Origin of the sequence: Salinicoccus hispanicus (genome assembly GCF_009831115.1) — a bacterium.
Taxonomy (GTDB): domain Bacteria; phylum Bacillota; class Bacilli; order Staphylococcales; family Salinicoccaceae; genus Salinicoccus; species Salinicoccus hispanicus.
This window is the reverse complement of record NZ_WUUK01000003.1, coordinates 209,916-233,318: the sequence shown is the minus strand read 5'-3', so window position 1 is coordinate 233,318 and position 23,403 is coordinate 209,916. Positions and strand designations below refer to the sequence as shown.

Sequence of the window (23,403 nt, the reverse complement as noted above, 5' to 3'; positions counted from 1 at the left end):
GCTTACAACTTATGTGATGTATTATTTACTCATCACATAACTTGGAGGGTGGTCAGTTACTTGAGAGAAAGTTTTGATAATATATACAACAGTTTATTTAATGATATTACTCAAGGGAAAATTAAAAATGGAGAAAAGTTGCCCTCTGTTTCCAACTTATCAGATAAGTACGGAATCGGAGTGTCAATGATGCGAGAAGTTCTTCGAGCACTTCAAAGCCAATCAATTATTAGGATTGAGCAAGGGCGAGGGTCTTTTGTAATATATGAGCCCGGTTCAAACAAGCTATTTGTTTCGAAATCTGAGATTCGAGAACTTCTGGATCTGACTAGATTCAGAGCAATGTTGGAACCATCGTTTGCCAGAACTGCTGCCGTTCAGGCATTTCAAACGGAAATAGATATGATTATCGAATCTGCTGAAAAGATGGCTGATTTGGCCAAAAATAATGAGAAGACGAAAGATGAAGATTTGAACTTTCACATGCTGATAGCTAAAGCAACACATAATGCTTATTCGATTAAAGTATATGAAGAGCTCCAAGAAGAATTGGCTAAAGCGAGAAAACATACTAATATTCCGGGCATGAAAGAAAAAGCTGCGCATTATCATCTTATGATTGCAGAAGCAATCAAAACAAGAAATAGTGGGCAGGCAGAAATGTATATGCGATCACACCTTGAATCAAACGAAGAACTTGTGCTCGAGATGTGGATTGCTGAAAATTGATAGGGGGATACAAATGAAACATACAACGTCTTATGGAGATCAAGGTTTCAGTGAATATATCAGAATGGCTTTTCAACGGAACCTTGGTTATGACGAAGAGGATTATGGAAAACCGATCATCGGCATATGCAATACGTTTAGCGAGATAAACAGATGTCACGCCCATCTGAATCCGATAATAAATTCCATTAAAAATGGTGTAATCATGGCTGGAGGTATACCACTGGAGTTTCCAACGATTTCAGTTGGAGAGATGTTTACCAGCCCAACTACCATGCTTTATCGTAACCTGGTGGCAATGGATACTGAAGAAATGATAAAGGCGCAACCAATAGATGGGGTGGTTTTGGTTGGAGGCTGCGACAAAATGGCACCAGGACAGCTTATGGGTGCTTTCAGTGCTGACAAACCGGCAATCCTTTTCACAGGCGGTCCAATGGCAAATGGAGAATACAAAGGTGAAAAATTAGGTGCTTGCAGTGATTGCAGAAAATATTGGCAGGAGTATAAGGCTGGTACCATTTCAAAAGAAGAACTTATGGAAATCAATGCACAGCTCGCACCGACCAATGGTCACTGCATGGTAATGGGATCCGCCAGTACTATCGCTGTATGTTCTGAAGCTATGGGTATGATGCTACCGGGCAGCGCCACACCACCAGCCACCGTAAATGAAAGGCTGAGAATGGCCAAAGAGACCGGGAAAGCTATTGTGAAACTCGTAGAAGATAACACAAAACCTTCAGATATAGTTACCAGGCGTTCTTTTGAAAACGCTATTACTACTCTTATGGCTGTGGGTGGTTCTACCAATACAGTGATACATTTGATTGCGATGGCGAAACGATTAGGTATAAAACTGACGCTTAAAGATTTCGAAGCCATTTCTAGAAAGACACCTATTATAGGTAACTTAAGGCCAGCTGGCAAGTATCAGATGGAAGAGTTCTATCATGCAGGAGGTGTTTCTGGTCTTTTATCTGAATTGAAGAATCTATTACATTTGGAAGAAAAGACAGTAAGTAGTAAAACTTTAAAAGAGAACATCGGGGATACAACAGTAATCGAAGAGTACAGTGATGTGATCAGGACAATGGATAATCCTATTTACAAGAATGGGGGTATCAAACTGCTGCAGGGGAACCTTGTACCTTCAGGTGCCATCATTAAGCCTAAAGCAATACTTAATGAAACATTGATGAAGCATACCGGCAAAGCTGTTATCTTTGAATCCATCCAGGATATGGAGGATAGGGTGAACAGCGAAACGTTGGAGGTAGACGAAAATTCTGTACTGATATTAAGAAATGCCGGTCCGGTAGGTGCGCCTGGAATGCCAGAAGCGGGTGGTATACCTATTCCTCAAAAGTTGCTGGAAAAAGGGATCAGAGACATGGTACGGATTTCGGATTGTCGTATGAGTGGTACTGCATCGGGTTCAGTGGTACTGCATGCTTCTCCGGAAGCGGCTGTAGGGGGACCGCTGGCACTTGTTAAAAATGGAGATGAAATTCATCTGAATGTAGCAGAGGGTGTTCTTGAAGTATTGATTTCTGACGAAGAGCTTAAAGATCGGAAGAATGAATGGAAGAAACCAATTTTCAAGGAAGAGCGTGGATATTCTAAACTTTACAGATCTCATGTTCTCCAAGCTTCAGAAGGATGTGACTTTGATTTTCTAATACCTTAGTACTGTTAAGTTTATAACCAAACAAGGGGGCTTTACTTTGGATAACACTGCTTTAATCATTACTATTGCCGTTTTGGCCATGTTCATTCTACTATTTTTGATCATTAAAACAAAGCTGCAAGCATTTCTAGCCTTGATCATCGCCAGTCTGTTTGTCGGTTTGGCAGTTGGCATGCCACCTCAAGAGCTGATTACGCATATTGAAGAATCGATGGGGGGAACACTCGGTTTTGTTGCGCTGATTATCGGTATAGGAACAATTTTTGGAGAAGTGCTCAGGGCATCAGGGGCTTCAGAGAAGCTTGCATTGACACTGATGGACAAGTTCGGAGAAAAAAACATCGTGTGGGCGCTTGCTGCAAGTGGTTTTCTTGTATCGATAGCAGTCTTCATTGATGTAGCAATAGTAATTCTTGTACCACTCACATATGCTTTAGTTCGACGTTCCAAAAAATCATTGCTGTATTACGGTATTCCGCTCACCGCTGGTTTAAGTGTTACCCATACTTTTATACCACCAACTCCGGGACCAATTGCAACAGCCAGTATTATTGGGGCTGATTTGGGATACGTAATTCTGTTCGGTGTAATTGCAGCTATTCCAGCTGTAATTATAGCAGGTCCAATCTTTGGGACATTCATTTCAAAAAAAATTTATGTTGGTATTCCTGAGCAGTTCGAAAAATCAACTTTTGAATATGATGAAGAAAAATTGCCGGGCTTTAGAGGAATCCTGATTATACTGCTTACGCCTCTACTTCTGATTCTAGGTAATACTTTTTCAGACTTGCTTCTTCCAGAAGGAAATATCATCAGAGAGATACTGATGTTCATAGGTAACCCTATTATTGCCCTTCTGATCGTTACTCTCTTATCAATATGGTTTTATGGTCACCGCAGAGGATTTACAAAAGAGGAGATGCAGCGAATTACGACGAGGGCATTGGAACCTGCAGGTATCATCATACTTATAACGGGCGCTGGTGGTGTGTTCGGACAGACACTCATAGCAACTGGAATAGGAGATATTCTTGCTGATGCTATGCAAACAATCAATATGCCACTTGTGGTATTCGGATTCGTTACGGCTTCTCTGATACGGATTACCCAAGGATCGGGAACAGTATCCATGATAACTGCAGCAAGCCTGGTGGCGCCATTGATTCCTCATTTCGATGTGAGTGAACCAATGCTTGGGGTGGTAACTATCGCAATTGCATGTGGCGGGACTGCTTTTTCACATGTAAACGACTCAGGTTTCTGGATGGCCAACCGGTACTTTGGTATGAGTGTAGCTGACACTCTGAAATCCTGGACTGTCATGAAAACTCTGGTCGGTCTGACAGGGTTTGCTGTATGTTTGATCTTGAGCATTTTTGTACCATAACTATTGTTTGCAGGAGCTGAAGCATAGTATGTTTGCTAAAAGTAGAATGAAGGCTCTGGGGTACTATTTAGTAACCCAGAGCCTTTTTATGATTAATTAACAATTGTAATGTTATTCTCTTCTCTCATTATTCTAAATCCTCACAGAAGTTTTTTCTATATTTCCTGTTTCTCCTTCTTCGTACTTTCCACTCTGCCGATTGAACTTTTTGCGAGTCCGATGATGACCATATCATCCATCGGCGGGTTGTGGAGGCCGGCACGGACGTTTCTGTAATACCGCTGCATTTCGTTGTCTGCAGACAGGCTCTTTGCGCCGACGATGCGCATGGCGAGGTCGACGGCTTCGACTGCCTTGTTGACGATGGATGTTTTGACGGCCCCGAGTTCGCTGCCCATACTGCTTCTTTCTTCTTCATTACTTTCATCCCACTGTCTGGCGACGGAGTAAAGAAAGTGCTCTGATTCCATCAGCAGCATCTCGATGCGTCCGAGCTTCTCCTGGACGTTCGGCAGCTCTGATATGGTGCCTTTGATGCTATTGGGGGAGTAGGTGGTTGCGAATTCCAAAGCTGAATCCTGTGCAGCACGTGCGATGCCGAGGTAGCATGCCGGGATGTGGAGCAGCCATCCTGCGGGTGCTTTCTTGCCTGGTGTTCTGAAGGAGACGAGGTCTTCTTCCTGGACTCTGACATCTTTCATGATGAAGTCATGGCTGCCGCTTGCGCGCATGGCGACGGAGTTCCATGTCTCATCGACGTGGACGCCTTTGAGTGCGGAATCGACGACGAAGTTCCCGACTTCATCACTGCCTTCGATGGACGCACTGACGACGGCATACTTCAATATCGGTGACAGTGTGGCGAATGTCTTCCTGCCGTTCAACACCCACTCATCGCCATCTCTTCTAGCGGTGGTTTCGGGTCTGCCGCCTCTTGTCGGACTGCCTGTGGCGGGTTCTGTCGCGAGGTTGTTGATGAGTGCGCCATTCTCGATCACATCTGCCACGACCTTCTTATACTTGCCTTCATCCCAGGCTTTCTTCTCTCCAATATCCATGATGATGCCCATATGCCATCCGATGGATAGGGCAGTGGCCCCGTCATATTTCGCGATGATCTCCTGATGCTTCATCAGTTCGTGCAGTGAAATGCCACCTCCGCCGTATTCTGCCGGCACTGACAGCTGCGGATAGCCGATTCTCTTCAGTGCTTCGAAGTTTTCGAAAGGAAAGGTGACGTTCTCATCATGTTCCTGTGAAGTCTCTTTGAATTGTTTTGCTGTTTCTTCTATCAGTTGGAAGCGTTCGTTCATTTCAAGATCCTGTAATGTCTCCAAAGTGTTGCTCCTCTCTAAACCATATCTGTAGCATAAGAATTATTTCATTATTCCATCAAACCCATCGTTTTTCAATAGAAAAGCGTAATATTATACTTTAAATTCATATTTGACAAGTAGGAAATAAAAGCTATAATGAAGCATATCATTTTTATTATTCTGAATATAAAGCGAAAGAGGGTGAAATGGATGCTGAATATAGAGCATCTGGATCTGTCATTTGGCGACAGCAAAGTGCTCGATGACATAAACTTGGAAGTCCACAAGGGCGAAGTGATCACTTTCATCGGCCCGAGTGGTACGGGAAAGACGAGTCTGCTGCGATGCATCAACCTGTTGGAGAAGCCGGATGGCGGCCGCATCACACTCGGTGGCGATACATATGACTACGGGTCGATCACCAAAAAGGAGACCCTCGACCTCAGACGGAAGACGGCGATGGTGTTCCAGCAGTATAACCTTTTCAAGAACAAGACGGTGCTGGAGAATGTCATGGATGCGCAGATCGTGGTCCAGAAGAAATCGAAGGCAGCGGCACGGGATAAGAGCATGGCTGAGCTCGCGCGGGTGGGTCTCGAAGCGAAGGCGGATGCATATCCCCACCAGCTTTCCGGCGGCCAGCAGCAACGGGTGAGCATTGCCCGGGCGCTGGCTGTGGAACCGGAAGTGATCCTTTTCGACGAACCGACTTCGGCACTGGATCCGGAACTGGTCGGTGAAGTGCTGAAGACGATCGGTGAAGTTGCGGGTTCCGGCATGACAATCATCCTCGTGACCCATGAGATGTCCTTCGCCGAAGACATATCCGACCGGGTAGTTTTCATGGACAGGGGCAAGGTGGCGGAGGAAGGGCCGCCCCAACAGATATTCAGACATTCAAATCACGCACGGACCCAGCAGTTTCTACGCAAGTTCTATACGGCAAGTCATTAATTCAATTATATAGGAGGTAAATATACAATGAGAAAATTACTATTACTGACGTCATTCATGGCGGTACTACTGGTGTTGGCAGGATGCGGTGGAGAAGAGAGTGAAGCAAGTTCAGAAGGTGACGAAGCAGTCAAGGCGGTGGAAGTTGCTGTATCTTCATCCTCCCGTCCATTGAGCTACGTCGGTGACGATGGAGAACTGACAGGTTATGAAGTCGAGCTGTTAAGGGCCATTGATGAAAAGCTTGGAGACTATGAATTCAATATTGAAGGTGCCAGCGACAGTGCAGGTGAAATCGGACTTGATACCGGGCAGTATGACCTGCTCGCCCAGGGACTGATCCTCTCCGAGGAAAGGGAAGAAAGCTACCTGATTCCTGAAGAAAGCAACGGACCGAGCCTGATGAAAATTTTCGCCACAGGCGACCAGGAGGGTGAAATCGAGAGTCTTGATGACCTCGCAGGCAAGAAGGTCGTCCCGGTAACACCGACGGGCGGCGTATACAATCTGCTGAATGCCTATAATGAAGAGCATCCGGATGACCAGATTGAATTCGATACATCTGACGGCGGCATTCCGACTTCTGACCGTCTGCAGGAAGTGAACGACGGTGTCTATGATGCGTTCGTTAATCCATCGAACCTGGGTCAGCAGGAGATCATCGAAGAAGCGGGGCTGGATATTCATGTGACGGAGCCGGTCGAAATCAATCCGACCTACTTCCTGATCCATGATTCAGAAGAGAATGTCGAGCTCCGTGATAAGGTCAGCGAGGCATTGGCGGAACTGAAGGAAGAAGGCGTCGTCTCGGAATTGTCGAATGAATTCTACGGGGAAGACATTCTTCAGTACGAAGCGGAGTAGAGGTAATGGATGAAGAGGAGGGGCAGTCATGGATATTCAATATATGATAGAGATATTTCCAAGGTTCCTATTGGTGATTCCCATCACGATTCTGATTGTCGTACTGTCCGCCATATTCGGTCTGATGCTCAGCATTCCGGTGGCTGCGATACGGATCAGGAAGATTCCTGTTCTCAGTCAGATGATGGGGGCATATATATCCTTCACCCGGAGTACACCCATACTGTTGCAGCTGTTCCTGTTCTTCTTCGGACTGCCGGTGCTGCTGCAGCTGATCGGGTTCGACATCATGAAAATCGATGCCATCACAGCTGCAGTGGCCTGCCTGATCGTCTTCAATGGTGCGTATATGTCGGAAGTATTGAGACCGGCATACCTGGCCATCGAAAAAGGGCAGCACGAAGCGGCAGAGAGCCTCGGCTATACACCGTTCCAGAAAATGAAGACAGTCATCATTCCCCAGATGGCACCGATTGCACTGCCTGGTCTTGGTAATGCGATCATCCATCTGATCCACGACAGTTCCCTCGTTTTCGCAATAGGGGTAGTGGACATCATGGGAATGGCAACGATAATGAGCGGAGACACATTCGGAATGAAGCAGGTGGAAGTGTTCCTGACCGTGGCCCTCATCTACTGGGGCATCTCGATGATATCCGAGCAGCTCATCAGACTGCTTGAACGCAGGAAGAAGAAGGTGCTCAAAAATACAGGATACAAGTTGAAAGAAGAGGAGGCCGGCTACAGTGTTTGATATCATGACCGTTTTCGAAAGTTTCGTCGAAATCCTCAAAGTCGTTCCGAAGACACTGCTTCTGGCCCTCATCATCCTTGTGCTGTCCTTCATGCTCGGCGCAGCCATCACATACATCCAGAGCCTCGGCATACCGGTAGTCAAACAGATCATTGGTGTACTGCAGTCATTTCTCCGCGGCACACCGAATGTCGTACTCCTGTATCTGGTCTATTATGCATTGCCACTTGTATCGGCATGGTTTCTGGGACTGTTCAATGTCACCCTCGACCCGTCCAGTCTCAATTCCACGGCCATCGTCATCGTGACATTCAGCATCTGCTATTCCGTCTTCCAATCCGAAATCATCAGAGGGGCGCTGCATTCACTGGATAAGAACCAGATCGAAGCGGCGCAGTCTCTCGGCTACAGCACCACCCAGACACTGAGGAAAGTCATTATTCCACAAGTCATGGTGGAAGCATTGCCGGATACGATGAATGCATTCCTGATCATCATCAAAGCATTGTCACTCGCCTTCCTCGTGACGGTCGTGGACATATTTGCCCAGGCAAGGCTTGTAGGTGCACAGAGCTTCAGCTATCTGGAAGCTTTCGTCGCGGCAGCCCTCGTATACTGGGGCATATGCGTCATACTTACTTACGCCATCGATAAGCTGGAGAACAGGATGAGAAGAGGCTATGCATAAGAGTAGCAGTGAACAGCAGGTCATTATCCTGGTAGAAAATTGAGAGCATTCATATAAGAAATTAATGTCGCCCTGGAAAACCAGGGCGATATTTTTATGCATTACTTATACTGGCCCAATTACGGATGACCTATAATTTCCCGTGCACATCAGAGAGTCGGCTAGTTCCGAGATATGGAGAAAACTCATCAGATACCTCTTGATGTTTTTATTTTCAAAGGAATTTCCACCAAGTAGAGTTCTGCCAGTCCTACTCGGTTGAATGTATTCTGAATATTCTTTATTATGGAAGAAAGTAATAAAGGAGGGAACAGATGGATTCTAAAACTCTGAATCGGATTGAGAATAACCTTTATGCAGTCTACGGCAAGGAGAAGGGTCAAAGGATCTCCGAAGGAATTCAGAATCTTGTCAATGAGTATAGACAGGACGGCCAGAAGAAAGACTGGGTGGATGAAAAGGACATCATGCTAATCACCTATGGAGATTCCATTAAGAGTACTGACGAAAAGCCTCTGGTTACGCTCAGGAAATTTTTAGAGCAGTACGTAGGAGATACAATCAACTCGGTCCATATTCTGCCTTTCTATCCCTATACTTCGGATGATGGATTTTCTGTCCAGGACTACCTGACAGTAAGTTCGGAGCTCGGGGACTGGGAAATGGTCCATCGGCTTGCAGCGGATTATGATCTCATGTTCGATGCGGTCATCAACCATATTTCGAGTAAAAGTGACTGGTTCCTGAAGTATCTGCAGGGGGATGCTGAGTTCCAGGACTACTTCATCGAATCGGATCCAACTGCCGACTACAGTTCCATCGTACGGCCGAGGGCACTGCCACTATTGACGGAGGTGGCTCATATGGAAGGGGCGAGGCATGTCTGGACGACTTTCAGTGATGATCAGGTTGATCTGAATTATAAAAGTGAGAAACTGTTCCTGGCAGTACTTGAAATTCTGGCACAGTACGTCGGGCATGGTGCCCGCTACTTGAGGCTCGATGCAATCGGATTTTTATGGAAGCGTTTAGATACGACGAGCATCCACCTTGAGGAGACCCATCTCATCATCCAAATCATGCGGGATGTACTTGAAGAGATTTCTCCAGGAACCATACTTATTACCGAAACGAATGTCCCTCACGAAGATAATATCAGCTACTTCGGAAATGGGTTGAACGAGGCGCATATGGTCTACCAGTTCCCGCTTCCGCCACTCACCTTGCACGCCTTTCTGTCAGGCAATGCGGAGTACCTGGCGAAATGGGCGGATGCGCTCGAACCGACGAGTGCGCATACTTCATTTTTCAATTTCCTTTCTTCTCACGATGGTGTCGGATTGCGCCCGGTGGAAGGAATACTGGATGACCAAGAAGTCGAGAAAATGGTGGACAGTGTCAAAGACAGTGGTGGATATGTCTCCTACAAAGATAATGGAGATGGTACAAAGAGCCCGTATGAGCTGAACATCAACTACTTGAGTGCCTTGAAAAAGAACGAATGATTCCGCCACTCTGACTGTAGAACGGTTTATTGCAGCACAGACGCTACTGCTATCTGTCAAAGGTGTGCCGGGAATATACATCCATAGTCTGCTCGGTTCTGAGAATGATCAGAAAGGGGTAGAGGCCACCGGCAGATACCGTTCCATCAATCGTGAAAAATTGTCTATTGAACAACTCGAGCAGGAAATCCAACTCGAAGGCAGCCTGCGTGAACAGATCTTCAATGGATTGATGAAGCGTATAGAAAAACGCAAATCTGAAAAAGCCTTGCATCCGAATGCAGAACAGAAGGTGCTCTTCCTGGATGATCGACTGTTTGCGATTGCGCGTACTTATGAAAAGACGAGCGAAAAACTCGTGGCGATAATCAATACCTCTGGAGAAAATATTGAGGTGCCAATGACCGCTCTCAAGGACGAACTGGAAGCCGGGAGTCTGAAAGATACGATTGGTGAAGTGGTCTATGGAGCAGAAGAGGCGACGTTGCAGCTTGATCCGTACCAGGCAATGTGGCTGAAAGACAATGGAACATGACAATGAACAGATGACTGACACCATCAGTTCTTCGACCATGGATGATACCGATAGCCGCTATGGAATATCTTGAGCTTCTAATGAGGACAAGTACCGTTGGAGGTCTATAAATCTAGTTGAAGAAAGAGGGGGCTATACATGGAGAATTTCACTATACTCGATTATTCGATTTTCATTGTATATATACTTGGTACCGCTCTGATTGGCGCATCTTTTGGTAGAAAGCAGAAATCGACGGAGGATTACTTTCTCGGCGGACGGAGCATCCCGTGGTGGGCAATCGGTCTCTCCGTCATGGCGACACAGGCAAGTGCCATCACTTTCATTGGTGCGCCGGGGTGGGGGTATGACGGGGGTTTGACCCGCATGGCGACCTACATCAACGTGCCGCTGGCAATGGCCTTTCTGATTGCAACGATCGTTCCGTTCTTCTACAAGACGGAAGTCTACACGGCCTATGAATACCTGGAACGCCGCTTTGATGTAAAGACGAGAACATTGACCGCTGGGCTGTTTCTTGTCGCGCGTGGTCTTGCCACAGGTGTCGTCCTCTATGCACCAGCGCTTGTGCTGTCTGTCGTCACGGGGATGGATATTACCTGGACCATCATCATCATGGCAGTCATTGCGATATCATACACCGTACTCGGTGGCATCAGCGCTGTCATCTGGACGGATGTCATCCAGATGGTCGTCCTATGGGTTGGTGCATTACTGAGTGTGTATGTCATATTCCAGGATGTGCCTGGTGGATGGGGCGAAGTGATGGATACCGCAGCGCAGACCGGAATGCTCCAATCGCTGGACTTCTCATTTGATCTCTCGGTCGAATACAGTATCTGGGCGGGCATCATCGGTGGTTTCTTCCTGCACGCGGCCTACTTTGGTACAGACCAGAGCCAGATACAGAGGGTACTCACCAGCAAGTCCATCCGTGAGAGTAAACTGTCTCTCGTACTGACGGGTGTCCTGCTGATTCCGCAGATGCTGCTCTTCATACTGATCGGTGTCCTCCTTTACATCTTCTATCAATACGCAGGGGATCCGAACGTTGATAATCTGAACGAACTTTTCCCACGTTTCGTCGTCAATCAGCTTCCGATGGGTATTTCAGGACTGATTATGGCGGGTGTATTTGCTGCAGCAATGTCCAGTCTGGACTCCGCTCTGAACTCCTTATCTGCAGTATCGATCCGAGACTTCTATAGTAAATTCTTCAAGAAGAATGCATCAGAAGCGCATTATTTGAAAGCGTCCCGTTATGCGACTGTTTTTTGGGGAATATATGCCACCATTTTCGCATTCTTTGCAGGCAATTTGGGACCGGTCATTGAAGCCGTCAACCAGATAGGATCCTACTTCTATGGCGCACTGCTAGGTGTATTCATCCTGGCAATTCTTACAAAACGCGTTAATGGTACTGGAGCTTTCATCGGCGTCATCGCCGGTATGCTTTCCGTCTGGGCAGTCACCGCTTTCTCAGATATATCCTACTTATGGAATAACATGGTCGGTGCAGTAATTGCCGTCGGCGTTGGATATCTCGTGAGCCTACTGGCTCCAGCACCGCCTCGGGAGAAGCTGGACGGTTTGATTCTTGAACGTACCAGCACGAAAGCCCAGAAGAATCTTGCTTCCCGCGCTGAACAAGCAGAAGCGGCGGAAGAAATGAAGGAAGAGAGAAGGACCAGGAGATGGCCGCTCTACCTTATCATCTACTTCTTCGTCGTCATCGCATTTCTGCTTTACTTGCAAAACATGTAGGAGGGTTGGATCATGGTCAACTATTTGAAGCCTATCATCGATAAAAAGGAAGCCACTTTCCTGATGAATGATTTCCTCTACTCAAACTGGTGGAAGAAGATCAATCGATCTGTAAAGCTCGTTTCCATTGAAAAAGTCTACCTCCCCTTCTGGTGCTTCGACTATGAAGCCATCACACATACCGTCTCTGAAGGGATGCAAGGACGGATTGCAATCGAGCCGTTGAGCCAGATGAACGCCATTCTGCCGATAGATCTTGAAATCGAAACGACGGAAGCGGACTTTTTCCCTATACAGAAACCACTATACAAGGACAGTGCACAACGTTTGATCTACTGGGAACTTTTTGCAAAGGAAAAGAGACGGGAAAAAATCGAAGTGGAGATACTGGATCAATGGCTGATTCATGTCCCTTATTGGATTGGTTATACACATGATCGTAATGGCGTGTACGATATCGTCGCAGTGGATGCACTCAATGGAAAGGTCGACATCCCGATAAAAGATACTGCGTTATCATACTTGTGTGAAATCGACGAGGGGTTACTTACCTAGAATATATTATTGAAGGCAGCTCTTGATGAGCTGCCTTTTTCATTACCTTTTCCCTCTAAAGCTTATCCAGTCAGTACTCTGTACACCTTGCGCTATACTCAATCACAAGGGTGTACAATACATGGCACTTTAATTGTGCCGTAATGGTGTACAATTATTAGTCTCTAGCTGATATATTTTAATTAACGGGAAGGAGCAATGGTCACATGCAACTGGATGAGAGAAGTGGAAGCATACTTGATGAATTATTGAGAAGCCCGGGCGTGACGAGTAAGGAGCTCGAAAAGAAGTACAATCTTACGCGTCGCCAGTTTGGCTACAGTTTCAAAAAGATCAATGATTTCATCACATCCAAAAACCTCCCGATTATAGAAAGAAACAGCCAGGGGAACTTCATCATCAATCAGGCAGTCATCACCAATCTGAAAGATGATCACGAAGTGTCTTCTGCTGAAACGAACATCTATTCAGAACATCAGCGTCAGTACATGATTCTGTTGATGCTGCTTGGAAGCAACGAAGAACTGTCTCTGAATCATTTTGCTTTTGAGCTCGATGTCAGTAGAAATACGATTCTGAACGATTTCAAAAAAGTGCGTGAGAATGCTTTGGAGTACAGTCTTGAAGTCAAGTACTCAAGAGTCAATGGATACTTTATCGAAGGTGAGGAGTTCCATATCCGTCAGCTGCTGTTCAATGTCATTGATACATTGGTTCAGATGAACGGCGGCGAGGATCGGATCAAATCTCTTGTTGGTATCAAGGAAGATGAGTTCGCTGAGATCGAATCCCGGATTGGGAATGTCGAACGTAAGTTGAACTTGAAGTTTACAGACGATAAAGTGCGCACCATGCCTTTCGATCTATTGCTTGTGCTTCGCAGAATCAGCCAAAGCCAGACGATCGAGTCATTCAAGATCGGTTATAAGGAGATCTCGCATACCAAGGAGTTTCAGGCGGCGGAAGAGATTCTGCATGACACGGATATTTCCGAACAGGAGCGGCTCTTCATTACACTGCATCTGTTGTCGACGAACGTCTACTGGGCCGATCAGCTGACCGAAGAAAGTATTCCGCACTTGAAGCGGGCGCTGGAGGATATGCTGAAGATCTTTGAAAATACGGCATGCATTTCCCTGCAGGAGCGGGAGGAGCTGTTGGATAAACTGCTTCTCCATATGACGCCTGCATACTACCGTATCAAGTACCATCTTACTGAAGTAGGTGATGTGAAAAGCTTCATCCTGCAGGACTACAAGGAGCTGTTCCATCTGATCGGCCAGTCCACTGTGCCGCTCAAGGAACTGATCGGGACACGGATACCGGAAACCGAGATTGCTTATCTTACAATGCTGATCGGTGGATGGATGCGCCGTCAGGGTGAGAGTCTCAGACAGAAGACGAAAGCGATTGTCGTCTGCCCGAAAGGGGTTTCCGTTTCAAGGCTGATGTTCACCGAACTGAAGGAGCTGTTTCCGGAATTCGTTTTTCTGGACTCGCTCTCGGTCCGTGAATTCTATGACTACACACTCGATTTCGATATCATTTTCTCACCCGTATTCCTTGAGACCGAGAAAAAGCTTTTTCTCGCAAGTTCCTATCTCAAAAAGGAAGAGAAGAATCGCCTGAGAAGACAGGTCATGCTGGAAGTACAAGGCTACACCGTACACGAAATCAACGTTGAGGAAATCATGGAAATCGTAAAGAAGCATGCGGATGTCAAAAATGAAAGCCAGCTGTCGAAAGACCTGCAGCGGTACATCACTCATGAGGACAACGGGGATAATACACGTCATAACGGAACGTATGCCTACAGTCTCGATGAACTGATCACCGAGGATCGAATCAGACGGGTGCAGTCGGTATCGTCATTCGAAGCCGGGATTCGCCAATGCGCGTCTCCACTGGTCGAAAGTGCACATATCGAACAGCGTTATATTGAGAAGATGGTCGAGCAGAACACCGAAGACAATGCATATATCATCCTTGGGGAAGGTGTCGCTATTCCGCACGCTGCACCCGAAGATGGCGTGAACACTGTATCAATGAGTCTTTTGAAGGTTGATGAAGGGATAGAGTTTGCAGGGTCCACGATCCATGTCATGGTAGTCATTGCTGCGGTGGATAAGGAAATGCATCTGAAAGCACTGCTTCAACTGAAAGATCTGGCGCAGTCCAAAAAAGGACGTAAAGCTTTATTTGATGCAGAAACAGACCAGGAAATCTGCAAAGTACTAAAAAAACATTCGGTTGAATAGTGATGAGGGAGTTTAGAATATGAAAGATATGGTTTTTGATGAATCTATCATTCTTTTGGATTTGGAAGCGGATTCAAAAGAAGCTGTGTTAACAGCCATGGCAAACAATCTGGAAGAAAAAGGACTGATAAAGGCGTCATACCTCGAAGCAGTCATTGAAAGAGAAAAGGAGTTTGCCACTGGACTCCCGACAGGTGGGGTTTCTGTAGCCATTCCTCATACGGATGTCGAACATGTCATCCAAAAAACAATCAGCGTAGCAGTGCTGGAGAACCCGGTGGAATTCGGGATGATGGGAGACCCGGACGAAAAAGTGAATGTCCAGCTGGTGTTCATGCTGGCCATGGACAAGTCGGATTCACAGCTGAGTCTGCTGCAGGGACTGATGCAGGTGTTCAGGGATGAAGAGACGCTCAAGTATCTCGTAAGTGAAACAGACAAGAAAAAGATAGTCGATGTACTAAAAAATAAACTCGATTTTACATTCTAAGGAGATGGATAATATGAAAACAGTATTGGTAGCATGTGGAGCAGGTATCGCAACGTCAACAGTGGTCAACAACGCAATTGAAGAACTGGCGAAAGAAAACAATATCAAAGTGGATCTCAAGCAGATCAAGATTTCTGAAGTAGGGGCATATGCAGACTCTGCAGATCTTCTCGTCACTACAGCGATGACACAGAAGGAATATGACTTCCCGGTCATCAATGCGAGAAACTTTTTGACAGGCATCGGTATGGAAGATACGAAAGCACAGATCTTGGAAGAACTGAAGAAGTAATGGTTTGACTCGGTTCCTCGTTACTGAGGAATCGAGAATTATTATAAAAACGTCTGGGGGAAACATAACATGCAAGGTTTTGTTGATTTTATACAGGGATTTCTCGATCTTGGTGCGACGGTCATACTGCCGGTTGCCATATTCCTACTGGGACTGTTCTTTGGACAGAAGCCAGGCAAGGCATTCAGGTCAGGTCTGACCATCGGGGTCGCTTTTGTCGGTATCTTCCTGGTCATCGATCTACTCGTCAATAACTTGGGTCCAGCTGCACAAGGCATGGTTGAACGTCTCGGTGTCAACCTGAACGTACTGGATGTCGGCTGGCCGGCAACATCGTCCATCGCATGGGCATCTGTTGTGGCGCCATTCATCATTCCACTCGGCCTGATTGTCAATGTCGTCATGCTTTTGACGAAGACGACGAAAACGATGAACGTCGATATCTGGAACTTCTGGCACTATACATTCATGGCGGCGATGATCTACGCGGTTTCCGGCAGTATCATCCAAGGTCTGATTGGCGCGGTACTCTTCCAGATTGTTGCGCTTAAAGTCGCTGACTGGACAGCACCGATGATGAGCAAGTTCTACGACCTTCCAGGTGTGTCCATCGCTACAGGCAGTACAATTTCCTACGCACCAGGTATTTTCCTGGTCAGAGGACTGCAGAAGATTCCTGGCGTAAAGGACTGGAATGCGGATCCTGAGTCCATCCAGAAAAGATTCGGTGTGTTTGGCGAATCCATCTTCATCGGACTTTTCCTTGGTGCAGTAATCGGTGCGCTTGCAGGATACGGTGCCGGTGAAGTCATCGAAATCGGTATGGCAATGGCAGCGGTCATGGTACTTATGCCACGCATGGTTAAAATTCTTATGGAAGGTCTTATGCCGGTATCCGAGTCTGCGCGTACGTGGTTGAATAAAAGATTCGGCGACAGAGATATCTATATTGGACTTGATGCGGCGGTTGCACTCGGACATCCTGCAGTCATTTCCACTGCATTGATCCTCGTTCCGATCACTGTACTGATGGCAGTTATTCTTCCAGGTAATGCGGTACTGCCGTTTGGTGACCTGGCTACAATTCCATTCATTGTTGCATTCATTGTCGGTGCGGCAAGAGGGAATATTGTACATTCTGTTATCGTCGGTACGGTCATGATCGCCATTTCCCTTTACGTTGCAACCGATGTTGCACCGATATTCACAGAAATGGCACAGACTGCAAACCTCGATCTGCCAGAGGGCTCAGTACAAGTATCCAGTATCGACCAGGGCGGTAACATCGTCAACTGGATCATATTCAAGATTTTCGATCTGTTCAACTGATCTATCAATCACTAGGAGGCCAATAAGATGAAAGCATTGGTAAAGACTGAGCTCGGTTTCGGTAACCTTGAAGTTCAGGAACGAGAAACGGCGGCGCCTGGTCCTGACCAGGTCAAGATCAAAGTGAAATATGCAGGCATATGCGGTTCTGACATCCATACTTATGAAGGGCACTACAAGGTCGCGGTTCCGGTTACTCTCGGTCATGAGTTCTCAGGAGAAGTGGTTGAAGTCGGAGAAGGCGTCACCGACTTCAAGCCAGGTGACCGTGTCACTTCAGAAACGACATTCTATGTTTGCGGAGAGTGTGAATACTGTAAGAGCGGTGACTATAACTTGTGCAACCACCGCAAAGGACTTGGGACGCAGCAGGATGGCGGGTTCGCCAACTATCTGATCGCGAGGAAGGACAGTGTCCATCATCTGCCGGAACATGTCGACTACCAGTCTGCGGCTATGACTGAACCATTGGCATGTACACATCATGCAGTCGAGAAGACACAGGTGAAAAAAGGCGATGTCGTTGTTGTCCTGGGCCCAGGACCGATCGGTCTGTTCACTGCCCAGGTTGCAAAAAGCCGAGGTGCTGAGGTAATCATTACAGGACTGAATAACGACAAGGTACGTCTTGATAAAGCGGAAGAAATCGGCATTGATCATGTGGTCAATATACAGGAGCAGGATCTGAAGGCATTCGTCGATGAGTTGACCGACGGCTATGGCGCAGATGTTGTATTCGAATGTTCAGGTGCCGTTCCTGCCACCCATCAGGGGCTCGATCTATTAAGAAAGAAAGGTCATTACTGCCAGGTCGGCATCTTTGCAGATTCGAAGATCAATTTCGATATGGAGAAAGTCATCCAGAAGGAAATCCAGGTAGTCGGCAGCAGGAGCCAGAAATCTGCGGATTGGGAACCTTCTCTTGAACTGATGAACAATGGCAGCGTAGATGCGAAGGCACTAGTGACCCACGAATTTGATATTACACAGTGGGAAGAAGCATACGACAAGATTAAAAGCGGCGAAGCAATCAAAGTGCTGCTGACACCAGTCGACTAAAATCTTTGAAAACAGGGTGATTTCTTGAATAGACAACAACTGATCGAAATGATCGATTTTACACTGCTCAAGCCGACAGCGACAAAGGATGATATTACGGACTTCTGCAATACGACCATCGAGCATGGGTTCAAGACGGTGTTCGTGAATCCGTGCTATGTCTCGCATGCCTACAGAATCCTATCAGAGCATAACATCAAAGTGGGTGTGCCGATCGGCTTCTCACTCGGCGGCGCGACTACGCAGACGAAAGTGGCTGAAACAATAGAGGCCATCGGAAATGGTGCCGAGGAGATTGATATGCTCATCAACCTGGGCGCATTGAAATCCGGTGAATTCGATGAGGTCGGGTCAGACATCCGTGAAGTGGTCAAAGCATCTGAAGGTCTGACGACCAAAGTCATCATCGAGACGGCACTACTCACTGAAGATGAGAAAGTGACGGTCTGTAAAATCATTCAGGAAGCCGGGGCGGACTATGTGAAGACGGCCACTGGCTTCAATGGTGGCGGTGCAACGGTAGAGGATGTCAGACTGCTGCGTTCAGTGACCGGTCCTGACTTTGGTGTCAAGGCGGCAGGCGGCATCCGAACTTACGAAGATGCGGTGAATATCGTTGAAGCCGGCGCCAACCGTATCGGTACGAGTGGTGCGGTGGCACTCATTTCTGGCGGGCAATCGTCAAGTACTTACTGATCATAGTGATATGAGAGAAATCAAAAACTATTTAAAAGAGGGTTGAATATGGTAGATACAATGCTGGAATTCATGCTTGGACCAATGCGTAATATTGGAAGCTTCTATTTTGATAATCAGATGATTTTCAATCCGATCATCATCGGTGCGGCACTGATCAGTATTCTTTCTGGAAGAAAAAAGAATGCGGATGGAAACGTGAAGGAAGAAAAAGCAGTAAGTTGAGAAAAGAGGAATGATGGTGAAAGCATTAAATCTCTATGACAAGCAGGATTTAAGATTCGAAGATACGCCAAAGCCCACGATAGAGAATAAAGATGATGTCATTATCAAAGTCAAAGCTGCAGGCGTCTGTGGATCCGATATTTCCAGGTTTGGTAAACTCGGTCCCTATGTGGAGGGGACGACGTTCGGCCATGAATTTGCAGGTGAAGTGGTCAGAATAGGACCTGATGTCAAAAGCATCAAAGTAGGTGACCGCGTCGCAGGATGCCCTGCATTCTACTGTGGAGAATGCGACAGCTGTAAAAAAGGGGATCTGGCACGTTGTGAGCACTTGCACGTCATGGGTGCCTATCACCCCGGTGCATTTGCTGAATTCGCAAGACTGCCGGAGGAAAATATCGTTCCTGTGCCGGACAATGTAGACTTCGATACGGCTGCAATGGTGGAACCTTCAGCTGTTGTCGCTCATGGATTCTATAGGACCAATATCCAGCCCGGTGCGGAAGTGGCGGTCATCGGCTGCGGAAACATCGGACTGCTGGCCATCCAGTGGGCCCGGATCTTTGGAGCCAAGAAAATCTACGCCATTGATATCGACGACGATAAACTTGAGACGGCGAGACAAGTCGGAGCAGACGTCACAATCAATTCGATGGAAAGTCCGGCTCACGAAGAAGTAGCGAAACATTCAGGAGGACAAGGCGTCGATCTGGCAATTGAAAGTGCCGGCTCTCCAATCACTTCAGCTCACGTGCTGGCATTGCCGAAAAAAGGTGGACAGGTCGTCTACCTCGGCATTCCCTATGCGGATATCAATATCGAGCGTTTTTATTTTGAACGGATTGTCAGAAATGAACTGACGGTTCTTGGATCATGGAACGCCATCTCCACGCCATTCCCGGGCAAGGAGTGGCATGCATCTCTTCATTACATGAGCACAGGACAGATCGATGTCGAAAAGATCATTTCCCATAGGGTCTCAATGAGCGAAGGTCCTGAAACGTTCAAAAGAATCATCAACAGAGATGAGAGCTTCGGTAAAGTAATGCTCTATCCTGAAATATGATATTAAAGGCTTTTCACTGTGGTGCAAATTGAACCAGGTGAAGGGTCTTTTTTTGTTATCATATAAGTTAAACGCAGCTAAAAAAATCAAGGAGGAATCGTGATGCAATCCATTACACTGGCGGATGCCTACGCAATAGAATCATTAAGAAGCAATGACTACACCAACTCGGATATTATGGAAAAGGTGAAGGAAGGAAAAACTGACGATTTCAAGTCGTTCAACAAGAATACGGATTACAGCGTACTGGATGCGCTGAATGCCTCTGGTGACCTTGAAGCGGTATTGAATGACGGCTACCAGGTGAAGTTCGTTACAGAAAACGGTCTGAAGAACCTTATTAAAATGAAGTACGGCAAAGAGGATGGTCTCGATTATTTGTATGATAATAACCAGGTGACCGGTCTGCAGCTGGCTGAAGATGAACAGCAGGATCTGAAAAATATGCTGTCACAGAACTGGGTATTCAAAGCAGAAGAGAACGGCATATCCATCACTCCTGCGAAGTAGGATGATTGTCGGATTTTAAATGAGTAATAATACCCTGTTCATTCGAGGGATGGTATAATAATATCAAAGATTAGAGGTTACCTATGGCTGAAATATCGGAAAAAAGCTTATTATTACATGCGTTGAAAAAGTGGATGCCTAGACTTACTACTGAAGAAAAATGGTCTATCAGAGAATACACAGGTATACAAAAGTATACGTTGATAAACACCATATTAAGGGAAGACCGTTATGAGGAAGCAACTACCGATATTCAGAAACCAATAGATAATATAGATAAAGCCCTAAGAAAATTTAAATATGAAAAGAGCTTTACAGTATACCGTACTGTCAGTGAGCAAGAATATGACTTTATTTTAAGTCATAATGAAATAGAAGCTTTTGCAGATTTTAAAAGTACGTCCATTGCTCAAGAAGTTACTGAGAAATTGACACAATCACCAATGAAACATATTGTTGTAGCTAAATTACCAGCAATGGTAAACGGAGCGTATATTGCTCCGTTATCTGTATTTGCAGGAGAAAAAGAATTTCTATTAAATAGAGGGTGTAAATACCAGGTGATTAGTAATTTTCACGATATTGAAAAGGATATAAAATATATCTTATTAGAGGTGGTGATCTGATGGTCAGGTTGATTGAACAAAAAGAGTCTCCTAAAAATCTTGCAAGACCTAGAAGAAGCAACATGGAACAAAGATGGGAAGCAGACGCGAAGTGGTTCGAGGAAGATGCTAAGAAACATCCAGGAAAGTATCAGAGCCAAAGGGATGAATTAAAAGTGACATCGAAAGAAATGGAAGAGCACCTACAAAAATTTATGAATGAATCGAACCAACCATCTGTAAAAGAAGTCCCTACTGCTTATGGCAAAAATCGTAAATGGAGAAGCAGTGTTACTTTTCCAAAGAAAAATAAAACTTCTAGAAGGTCACTAAAAAGCACTCTGACTGGTTATAGACCTAAAAATAAATAAAGGCAGAAGATCTCTAAATAGCATAGGGTCAGAGAGAAGATCATCAAGTCTTCTCTCTATTTTTATATAGATTTATTGAAATGACTTTGAATGTTTCATAAAATAATATAGATACCCCCCGGTTATCAATCGTTAAGATAGGGTAGCAGTTGAGTATCACAGCAGGTGAAAGGGGAATGGATATGATCAAAGCGCTCGTGTTCGATGCATATGGCACACTGTATGATGTACATTCTGTAAAAGCGGCTTGTGAATCGGTTTTTCCGGATAAAGGAGAGAAGATCAGCGCAATCTGGCGGGAGAAGCAAGTGAAATATTTCTTCCAGCGCCAGCTGATGGGAGGGTACCGTCCATTTGATGAAGTGACACGGGATGCGCTGCGCTATGCGTGCAGGACAGAAGGCGTTGATCTTGAGACAGAGGATGAGGAACGGCTGATGATGGCCTATCTGAATCTCGAACTCTTTGAGGAAGTGGCCGATGTGCTTGAAAAATGCAGCGATAAGCAACGTGTTGTCTTTTCGAACGGTTCGGAAAGTATGATCGTTCCACTCGTCGAAAGCTCGGATATCCACACCCATATCGATAGAATTATCAGTGCTGATGAGATCAAACAGTACAAGCCAACGCCGGCAGCCTATGCGTATGCATTGGATCAGCTTGGATTGAAGCGGGATGAAGTGCTATTCATGTCCTCCAATACGTGGGACATCATGGGAGCATCAAGTTTCGGCTTTCAGACAGCCTGGATCAACAGGAATAAAGATCAGCCCGAGACACTCGATGTCCAGCCGGACCAGGCCTATACAGATCTATATGGGATACTGGAACTTTTATAAAACCTAGAGAACCTTCTGGAATATCAATATGCTCCCTTTAAAGCATACACTTGAGAAAGTGAACGCTTGAGGGAGCATATCTTTTTGATCAAATTTACAGGAATACACGAGACAGAATAATAAAAATTTATTGACAATTCTGATTACATTTTATATTATTATGTTAATTAGTCTAATTGTTATAACAAAAGGATGATTGCGTTATGAAACTTAACGAACAGGTATATAATGATTTACTCACTCAGATTCATAATGGATTCTATAATATTGGAGAAAAAATTCCGACAGAAAAAGAGTTGATGGAAAAGTATTCAATCAGTCGCTCTCCTGTAAGAGATGCACTGAAGAGACTTCAGAATGAAGGATATATCAATAGAATCCCTAAGAATGGAAGTATAGTAATAGCAAGTTCAAGAGTAAATCGGACGATTAGTTACAAGGGAGGGTTTTCAAAATATTTTAGTGAAAATTGGGATGAGATTAAAACAATCACTTTGGATATCAGTGAAGTAAATGATTCTGAAATTGCTGAGAAACTGAGTTTGAAAAATAATAATCTATTACGTCTTTTAAGAGTTAGAAAATATAAAGGGAAACCGGTCTTTTTTCTAAAGACATATTATCCTATAGATTTTCTTTCACATGTTTCGGAACAGGACTTCTATGAAGTTAATAACTTGAGGGATTGGATTCAAAGTAAGGCAAGTATCCAATTTAAGTATACAAATGAAACGTTGGAGTCTGTTGAAGCAGATCGTCTGGTCCAAAATCACCTGGAGCTTGAAAGTGGCTCTCCTGTTTTAAAAATCAATCGTTTGACTTATGATTCCGAACATCTTCCGGCAGAATTTGTTGAGTACTATGTAAATACTGAAATATGGAAATATCATATCGACTATAATTTTTAGAAAATGAGGTGGTT

25 protein-coding genes are annotated in these 23,403 nt (G+C 45.5%); 24 read left to right on the top strand and 1 reads right to left on the bottom strand.

The window, feature by feature from the left end; genetic code table 11:
• The first annotated feature begins 60 nt into the window (after positions 1–60).
• From GQ671_RS08590 to GQ671_RS08580, 3 genes are read left to right on the top strand one after another with little or no spacing between them, the layout of a single operon-like run.
• A complete protein-coding gene (locus GQ671_RS08590) occupies positions 61–729 on the top strand; it encodes a FadR/GntR family transcriptional regulator (protein WP_160655665.1) in 669 nt (222 codons plus the stop codon).
• A gap of 13 nt (positions 730–742) precedes the next feature.
• Positions 743–2,419, top strand: coding sequence for a dihydroxy-acid dehydratase (locus GQ671_RS08585; protein ID WP_160655662.1), 1,677 nt, complete (start codon positions 743–745; stop codon positions 2,417–2,419).
• A gap of 37 nt (positions 2,420–2,456) precedes the next feature.
• Positions 2,457–3,806: a GntP family permease gene (locus GQ671_RS08580; protein ID WP_160655659.1), complete on the top strand. Its 1,350-nt coding sequence runs from the start codon at positions 2,457–2,459 to the stop codon at positions 3,804–3,806.
• Between the two features lie 155 nt (positions 3,807–3,961).
• Here the strand turns inward: GQ671_RS08580 and GQ671_RS08575 are convergent, their stop codons facing one another.
• Positions 3,962–5,143: an acyl-CoA dehydrogenase family protein gene (locus GQ671_RS08575; RefSeq protein WP_246153215.1), complete on the bottom strand. Its 1,182-nt coding sequence runs from the start codon at positions 5,141–5,143 to the stop codon at positions 3,962–3,964.
• A gap of 189 nt (positions 5,144–5,332) precedes the next feature.
• On the opposite strand from GQ671_RS08575, the gene GQ671_RS08570 reads away from it, so the two are divergent.
• The 21 genes from GQ671_RS08570 to GQ671_RS08475 all read left to right on the top strand — a co-directional run bounded on the left by GQ671_RS08570 (position 5,333) and on the right by GQ671_RS08475 (position 23,389).
• Entirely contained in the window at positions 5,333–6,076 is a 744-nt protein-coding gene (locus tag GQ671_RS08570; protein ID WP_160655656.1) for an amino acid ABC transporter ATP-binding protein, read from the top strand.
• Positions 6,077–6,103: 27 nt separating this feature from the next.
• Positions 6,104–6,940: a transporter substrate-binding domain-containing protein gene (locus GQ671_RS08565; protein ID WP_160655654.1), complete on the top strand. Its 837-nt coding sequence runs from the start codon at positions 6,104–6,106 to the stop codon at positions 6,938–6,940.
• Between the two features lie 28 nt (positions 6,941–6,968).
• Positions 6,969–7,694, top strand: coding sequence for an amino acid ABC transporter permease (locus GQ671_RS08560; RefSeq protein ID WP_160655650.1), 726 nt, complete (start codon positions 6,969–6,971; stop codon positions 7,692–7,694).
• Entirely contained in the window at positions 7,687–8,382 is a 696-nt protein-coding gene (locus GQ671_RS08555) for an amino acid ABC transporter permease (protein ID WP_160655647.1), read from the top strand. The genes GQ671_RS08560 and GQ671_RS08555 overlap by 8 nt, the downstream gene beginning before the upstream one ends.
• A 314-nt stretch (positions 8,383–8,696) precedes the next feature.
• The gene (locus GQ671_RS08550; RefSeq protein ID WP_160655645.1) at positions 8,697–9,887 is read left to right on the top strand and encodes an alpha-amylase family glycosyl hydrolase; all 1,191 of its coding nucleotides are present in this window, start codon (positions 8,697–8,699) and stop codon (positions 9,885–9,887) included.
• Between the two features lie 64 nt (positions 9,888–9,951).
• Positions 9,952–10,422 carry a hypothetical protein gene (locus GQ671_RS08545; RefSeq protein ID WP_160655642.1) on the top strand — a complete coding sequence of 157 codons (471 nt, stop codon included), beginning with the start codon at positions 9,952–9,954 and terminating at the stop codon, positions 10,420–10,422.
• Between the two features lie 138 nt (positions 10,423–10,560).
• On the top strand, positions 10,561–12,186 hold the full coding sequence (locus GQ671_RS08540; protein WP_160655639.1) for a sodium:solute symporter: 1,626 nt from the start codon (positions 10,561–10,563) through the stop codon (positions 12,184–12,186).
• 12 nt (positions 12,187–12,198) lie between these two features.
• Positions 12,199–12,741, top strand: a complete 543-nt coding sequence (locus GQ671_RS08535) for a hypothetical protein (protein ID WP_160655636.1) — start codon at positions 12,199–12,201, stop codon at positions 12,739–12,741.
• A gap of 206 nt (positions 12,742–12,947) precedes the next feature.
• Positions 12,948–14,999, top strand: a complete 2,052-nt coding sequence (locus tag GQ671_RS08530; protein WP_160655633.1) for a BglG family transcription antiterminator — start codon at positions 12,948–12,950, stop codon at positions 14,997–14,999.
• 19 nt (positions 15,000–15,018) lie between these two features.
• Entirely contained in the window at positions 15,019–15,489 is a 471-nt protein-coding gene (locus GQ671_RS08525; RefSeq protein WP_160655630.1) for a PTS sugar transporter subunit IIA, read from the top strand.
• Between the two features lie 13 nt (positions 15,490–15,502).
• Complete coding sequence (locus tag GQ671_RS08520) at positions 15,503–15,781, top strand: PTS sugar transporter subunit IIB (RefSeq protein ID WP_160655627.1); 279 nt, start codon at positions 15,503–15,505, stop codon at positions 15,779–15,781.
• Between the two features lie 69 nt (positions 15,782–15,850).
• A complete protein-coding gene (locus tag GQ671_RS08515; RefSeq protein WP_160655625.1) occupies positions 15,851–17,110 on the top strand; it encodes a galactitol-specific PTS transporter subunit IIC in 1,260 nt (419 codons plus the stop codon).
• 27 nt (positions 17,111–17,137) lie between these two features.
• On the top strand, positions 17,138–18,169 hold the full coding sequence (locus tag GQ671_RS08510) for a zinc-binding dehydrogenase (RefSeq protein WP_160655622.1): 1,032 nt from the start codon (positions 17,138–17,140) through the stop codon (positions 18,167–18,169).
• 24 nt (positions 18,170–18,193) lie between these two features.
• Positions 18,194–18,865 carry a deoxyribose-phosphate aldolase gene (gene deoC / locus GQ671_RS08505; protein ID WP_160655619.1) on the top strand — a complete coding sequence of 224 codons (672 nt, stop codon included), beginning with the start codon at positions 18,194–18,196 and terminating at the stop codon, positions 18,863–18,865.
• Positions 18,866–18,913: 48 nt separating this feature from the next.
• Entirely contained in the window at positions 18,914–19,090 is a 177-nt protein-coding gene (locus GQ671_RS12900) for a hypothetical protein (protein ID WP_170288673.1), read from the top strand.
• A 16-nt stretch (positions 19,091–19,106) separates the two neighbouring features.
• On the top strand, positions 19,107–20,156 hold the full coding sequence (locus GQ671_RS08500) for a galactitol-1-phosphate 5-dehydrogenase (protein WP_160655616.1): 1,050 nt from the start codon (positions 19,107–19,109) through the stop codon (positions 20,154–20,156).
• A 102-nt stretch (positions 20,157–20,258) separates the two neighbouring features.
• Positions 20,259–20,666 carry a hypothetical protein gene (locus GQ671_RS08495; protein WP_160655614.1) on the top strand — a complete coding sequence of 136 codons (408 nt, stop codon included), beginning with the start codon at positions 20,259–20,261 and terminating at the stop codon, positions 20,664–20,666.
• 83 nt (positions 20,667–20,749) lie between these two features.
• Positions 20,750–21,292, top strand: a complete 543-nt coding sequence (locus GQ671_RS08490) for an ADP-ribosyltransferase (RefSeq protein WP_160655611.1) — start codon at positions 20,750–20,752, stop codon at positions 21,290–21,292.
• Positions 21,292–21,642 (top strand): hypothetical protein, encoded by a 351-nt coding sequence (locus GQ671_RS08485; RefSeq protein ID WP_160655608.1) that lies wholly within the window; start codon positions 21,292–21,294, stop codon positions 21,640–21,642. The genes GQ671_RS08490 and GQ671_RS08485 overlap by 1 nt, the downstream gene beginning before the upstream one ends.
• Positions 21,643–21,824: 182 nt before the next feature.
• On the top strand, positions 21,825–22,481 hold the full coding sequence (locus GQ671_RS08480) for a haloacid dehalogenase type II (protein WP_160656353.1): 657 nt from the start codon (positions 21,825–21,827) through the stop codon (positions 22,479–22,481).
• Positions 22,482–22,684: 203 nt separating this feature from the next.
• A complete protein-coding gene (locus GQ671_RS08475) occupies positions 22,685–23,389 on the top strand; it encodes a GntR family transcriptional regulator (protein ID WP_160655605.1) in 705 nt (234 codons plus the stop codon).
• The last annotated feature ends 14 nt before the right edge of the window (positions 23,390–23,403 follow it).

Excerpts from the sequence above, each read along its gene's own strand:
- GQ671_RS08585 (WP_160655662.1), top strand. The coding sequence starts at position 743 with ATGAAACATACAACGTCTTATGGAGATCAAGGTTTCAGTGAATATATC.
- GQ671_RS08570 (WP_160655656.1), top strand. The coding sequence starts at position 5,333 with ATGCTGAATATAGAGCATCTGGATCTGTCATTTGGCGACAGCAAAGTG.
- GQ671_RS08565 (WP_160655654.1), top strand. The coding sequence starts at position 6,104 with ATGAGAAAATTACTATTACTGACGTCATTCATGGCGGTACTACTGGTG.
- GQ671_RS08560 (WP_160655650.1), top strand. The coding sequence starts at position 6,969 with ATGGATATTCAATATATGATAGAGATATTTCCAAGGTTCCTATTGGTG.
- GQ671_RS08550 (WP_160655645.1), top strand. The coding sequence starts at position 8,697 with ATGGATTCTAAAACTCTGAATCGGATTGAGAATAACCTTTATGCAGTC.
- GQ671_RS08540 (WP_160655639.1), top strand. The coding sequence starts at position 10,561 with ATGGAGAATTTCACTATACTCGATTATTCGATTTTCATTGTATATATA.
- GQ671_RS08535 (WP_160655636.1), top strand. The coding sequence starts at position 12,199 with ATGGTCAACTATTTGAAGCCTATCATCGATAAAAAGGAAGCCACTTTC.
- GQ671_RS08530 (WP_160655633.1), top strand. The coding sequence starts at position 12,948 with ATGCAACTGGATGAGAGAAGTGGAAGCATACTTGATGAATTATTGAGA.
- GQ671_RS08525 (WP_160655630.1), top strand. The coding sequence starts at position 15,019 with ATGAAAGATATGGTTTTTGATGAATCTATCATTCTTTTGGATTTGGAA.
- GQ671_RS08520 (WP_160655627.1), top strand. The coding sequence starts at position 15,503 with ATGAAAACAGTATTGGTAGCATGTGGAGCAGGTATCGCAACGTCAACA.
- GQ671_RS08515 (WP_160655625.1), top strand. The coding sequence starts at position 15,851 with ATGCAAGGTTTTGTTGATTTTATACAGGGATTTCTCGATCTTGGTGCG.
- GQ671_RS08510 (WP_160655622.1), top strand. The coding sequence starts at position 17,138 with ATGAAAGCATTGGTAAAGACTGAGCTCGGTTTCGGTAACCTTGAAGTT.
- GQ671_RS12900 (WP_170288673.1), top strand. The coding sequence starts at position 18,914 with ATGGTAGATACAATGCTGGAATTCATGCTTGGACCAATGCGTAATATT.
- GQ671_RS08495 (WP_160655614.1), top strand. The coding sequence starts at position 20,259 with ATGCAATCCATTACACTGGCGGATGCCTACGCAATAGAATCATTAAGA.
- GQ671_RS08490 (WP_160655611.1), top strand. The coding sequence starts at position 20,750 with ATGGCTGAAATATCGGAAAAAAGCTTATTATTACATGCGTTGAAAAAG.
- GQ671_RS08485 (WP_160655608.1), top strand. The coding sequence starts at position 21,292 with ATGGTCAGGTTGATTGAACAAAAAGAGTCTCCTAAAAATCTTGCAAGA.
- GQ671_RS08480 (WP_160656353.1), top strand. The coding sequence starts at position 21,825 with ATGATCAAAGCGCTCGTGTTCGATGCATATGGCACACTGTATGATGTA.
- GQ671_RS08475 (WP_160655605.1), top strand. The coding sequence starts at position 22,685 with ATGAAACTTAACGAACAGGTATATAATGATTTACTCACTCAGATTCAT.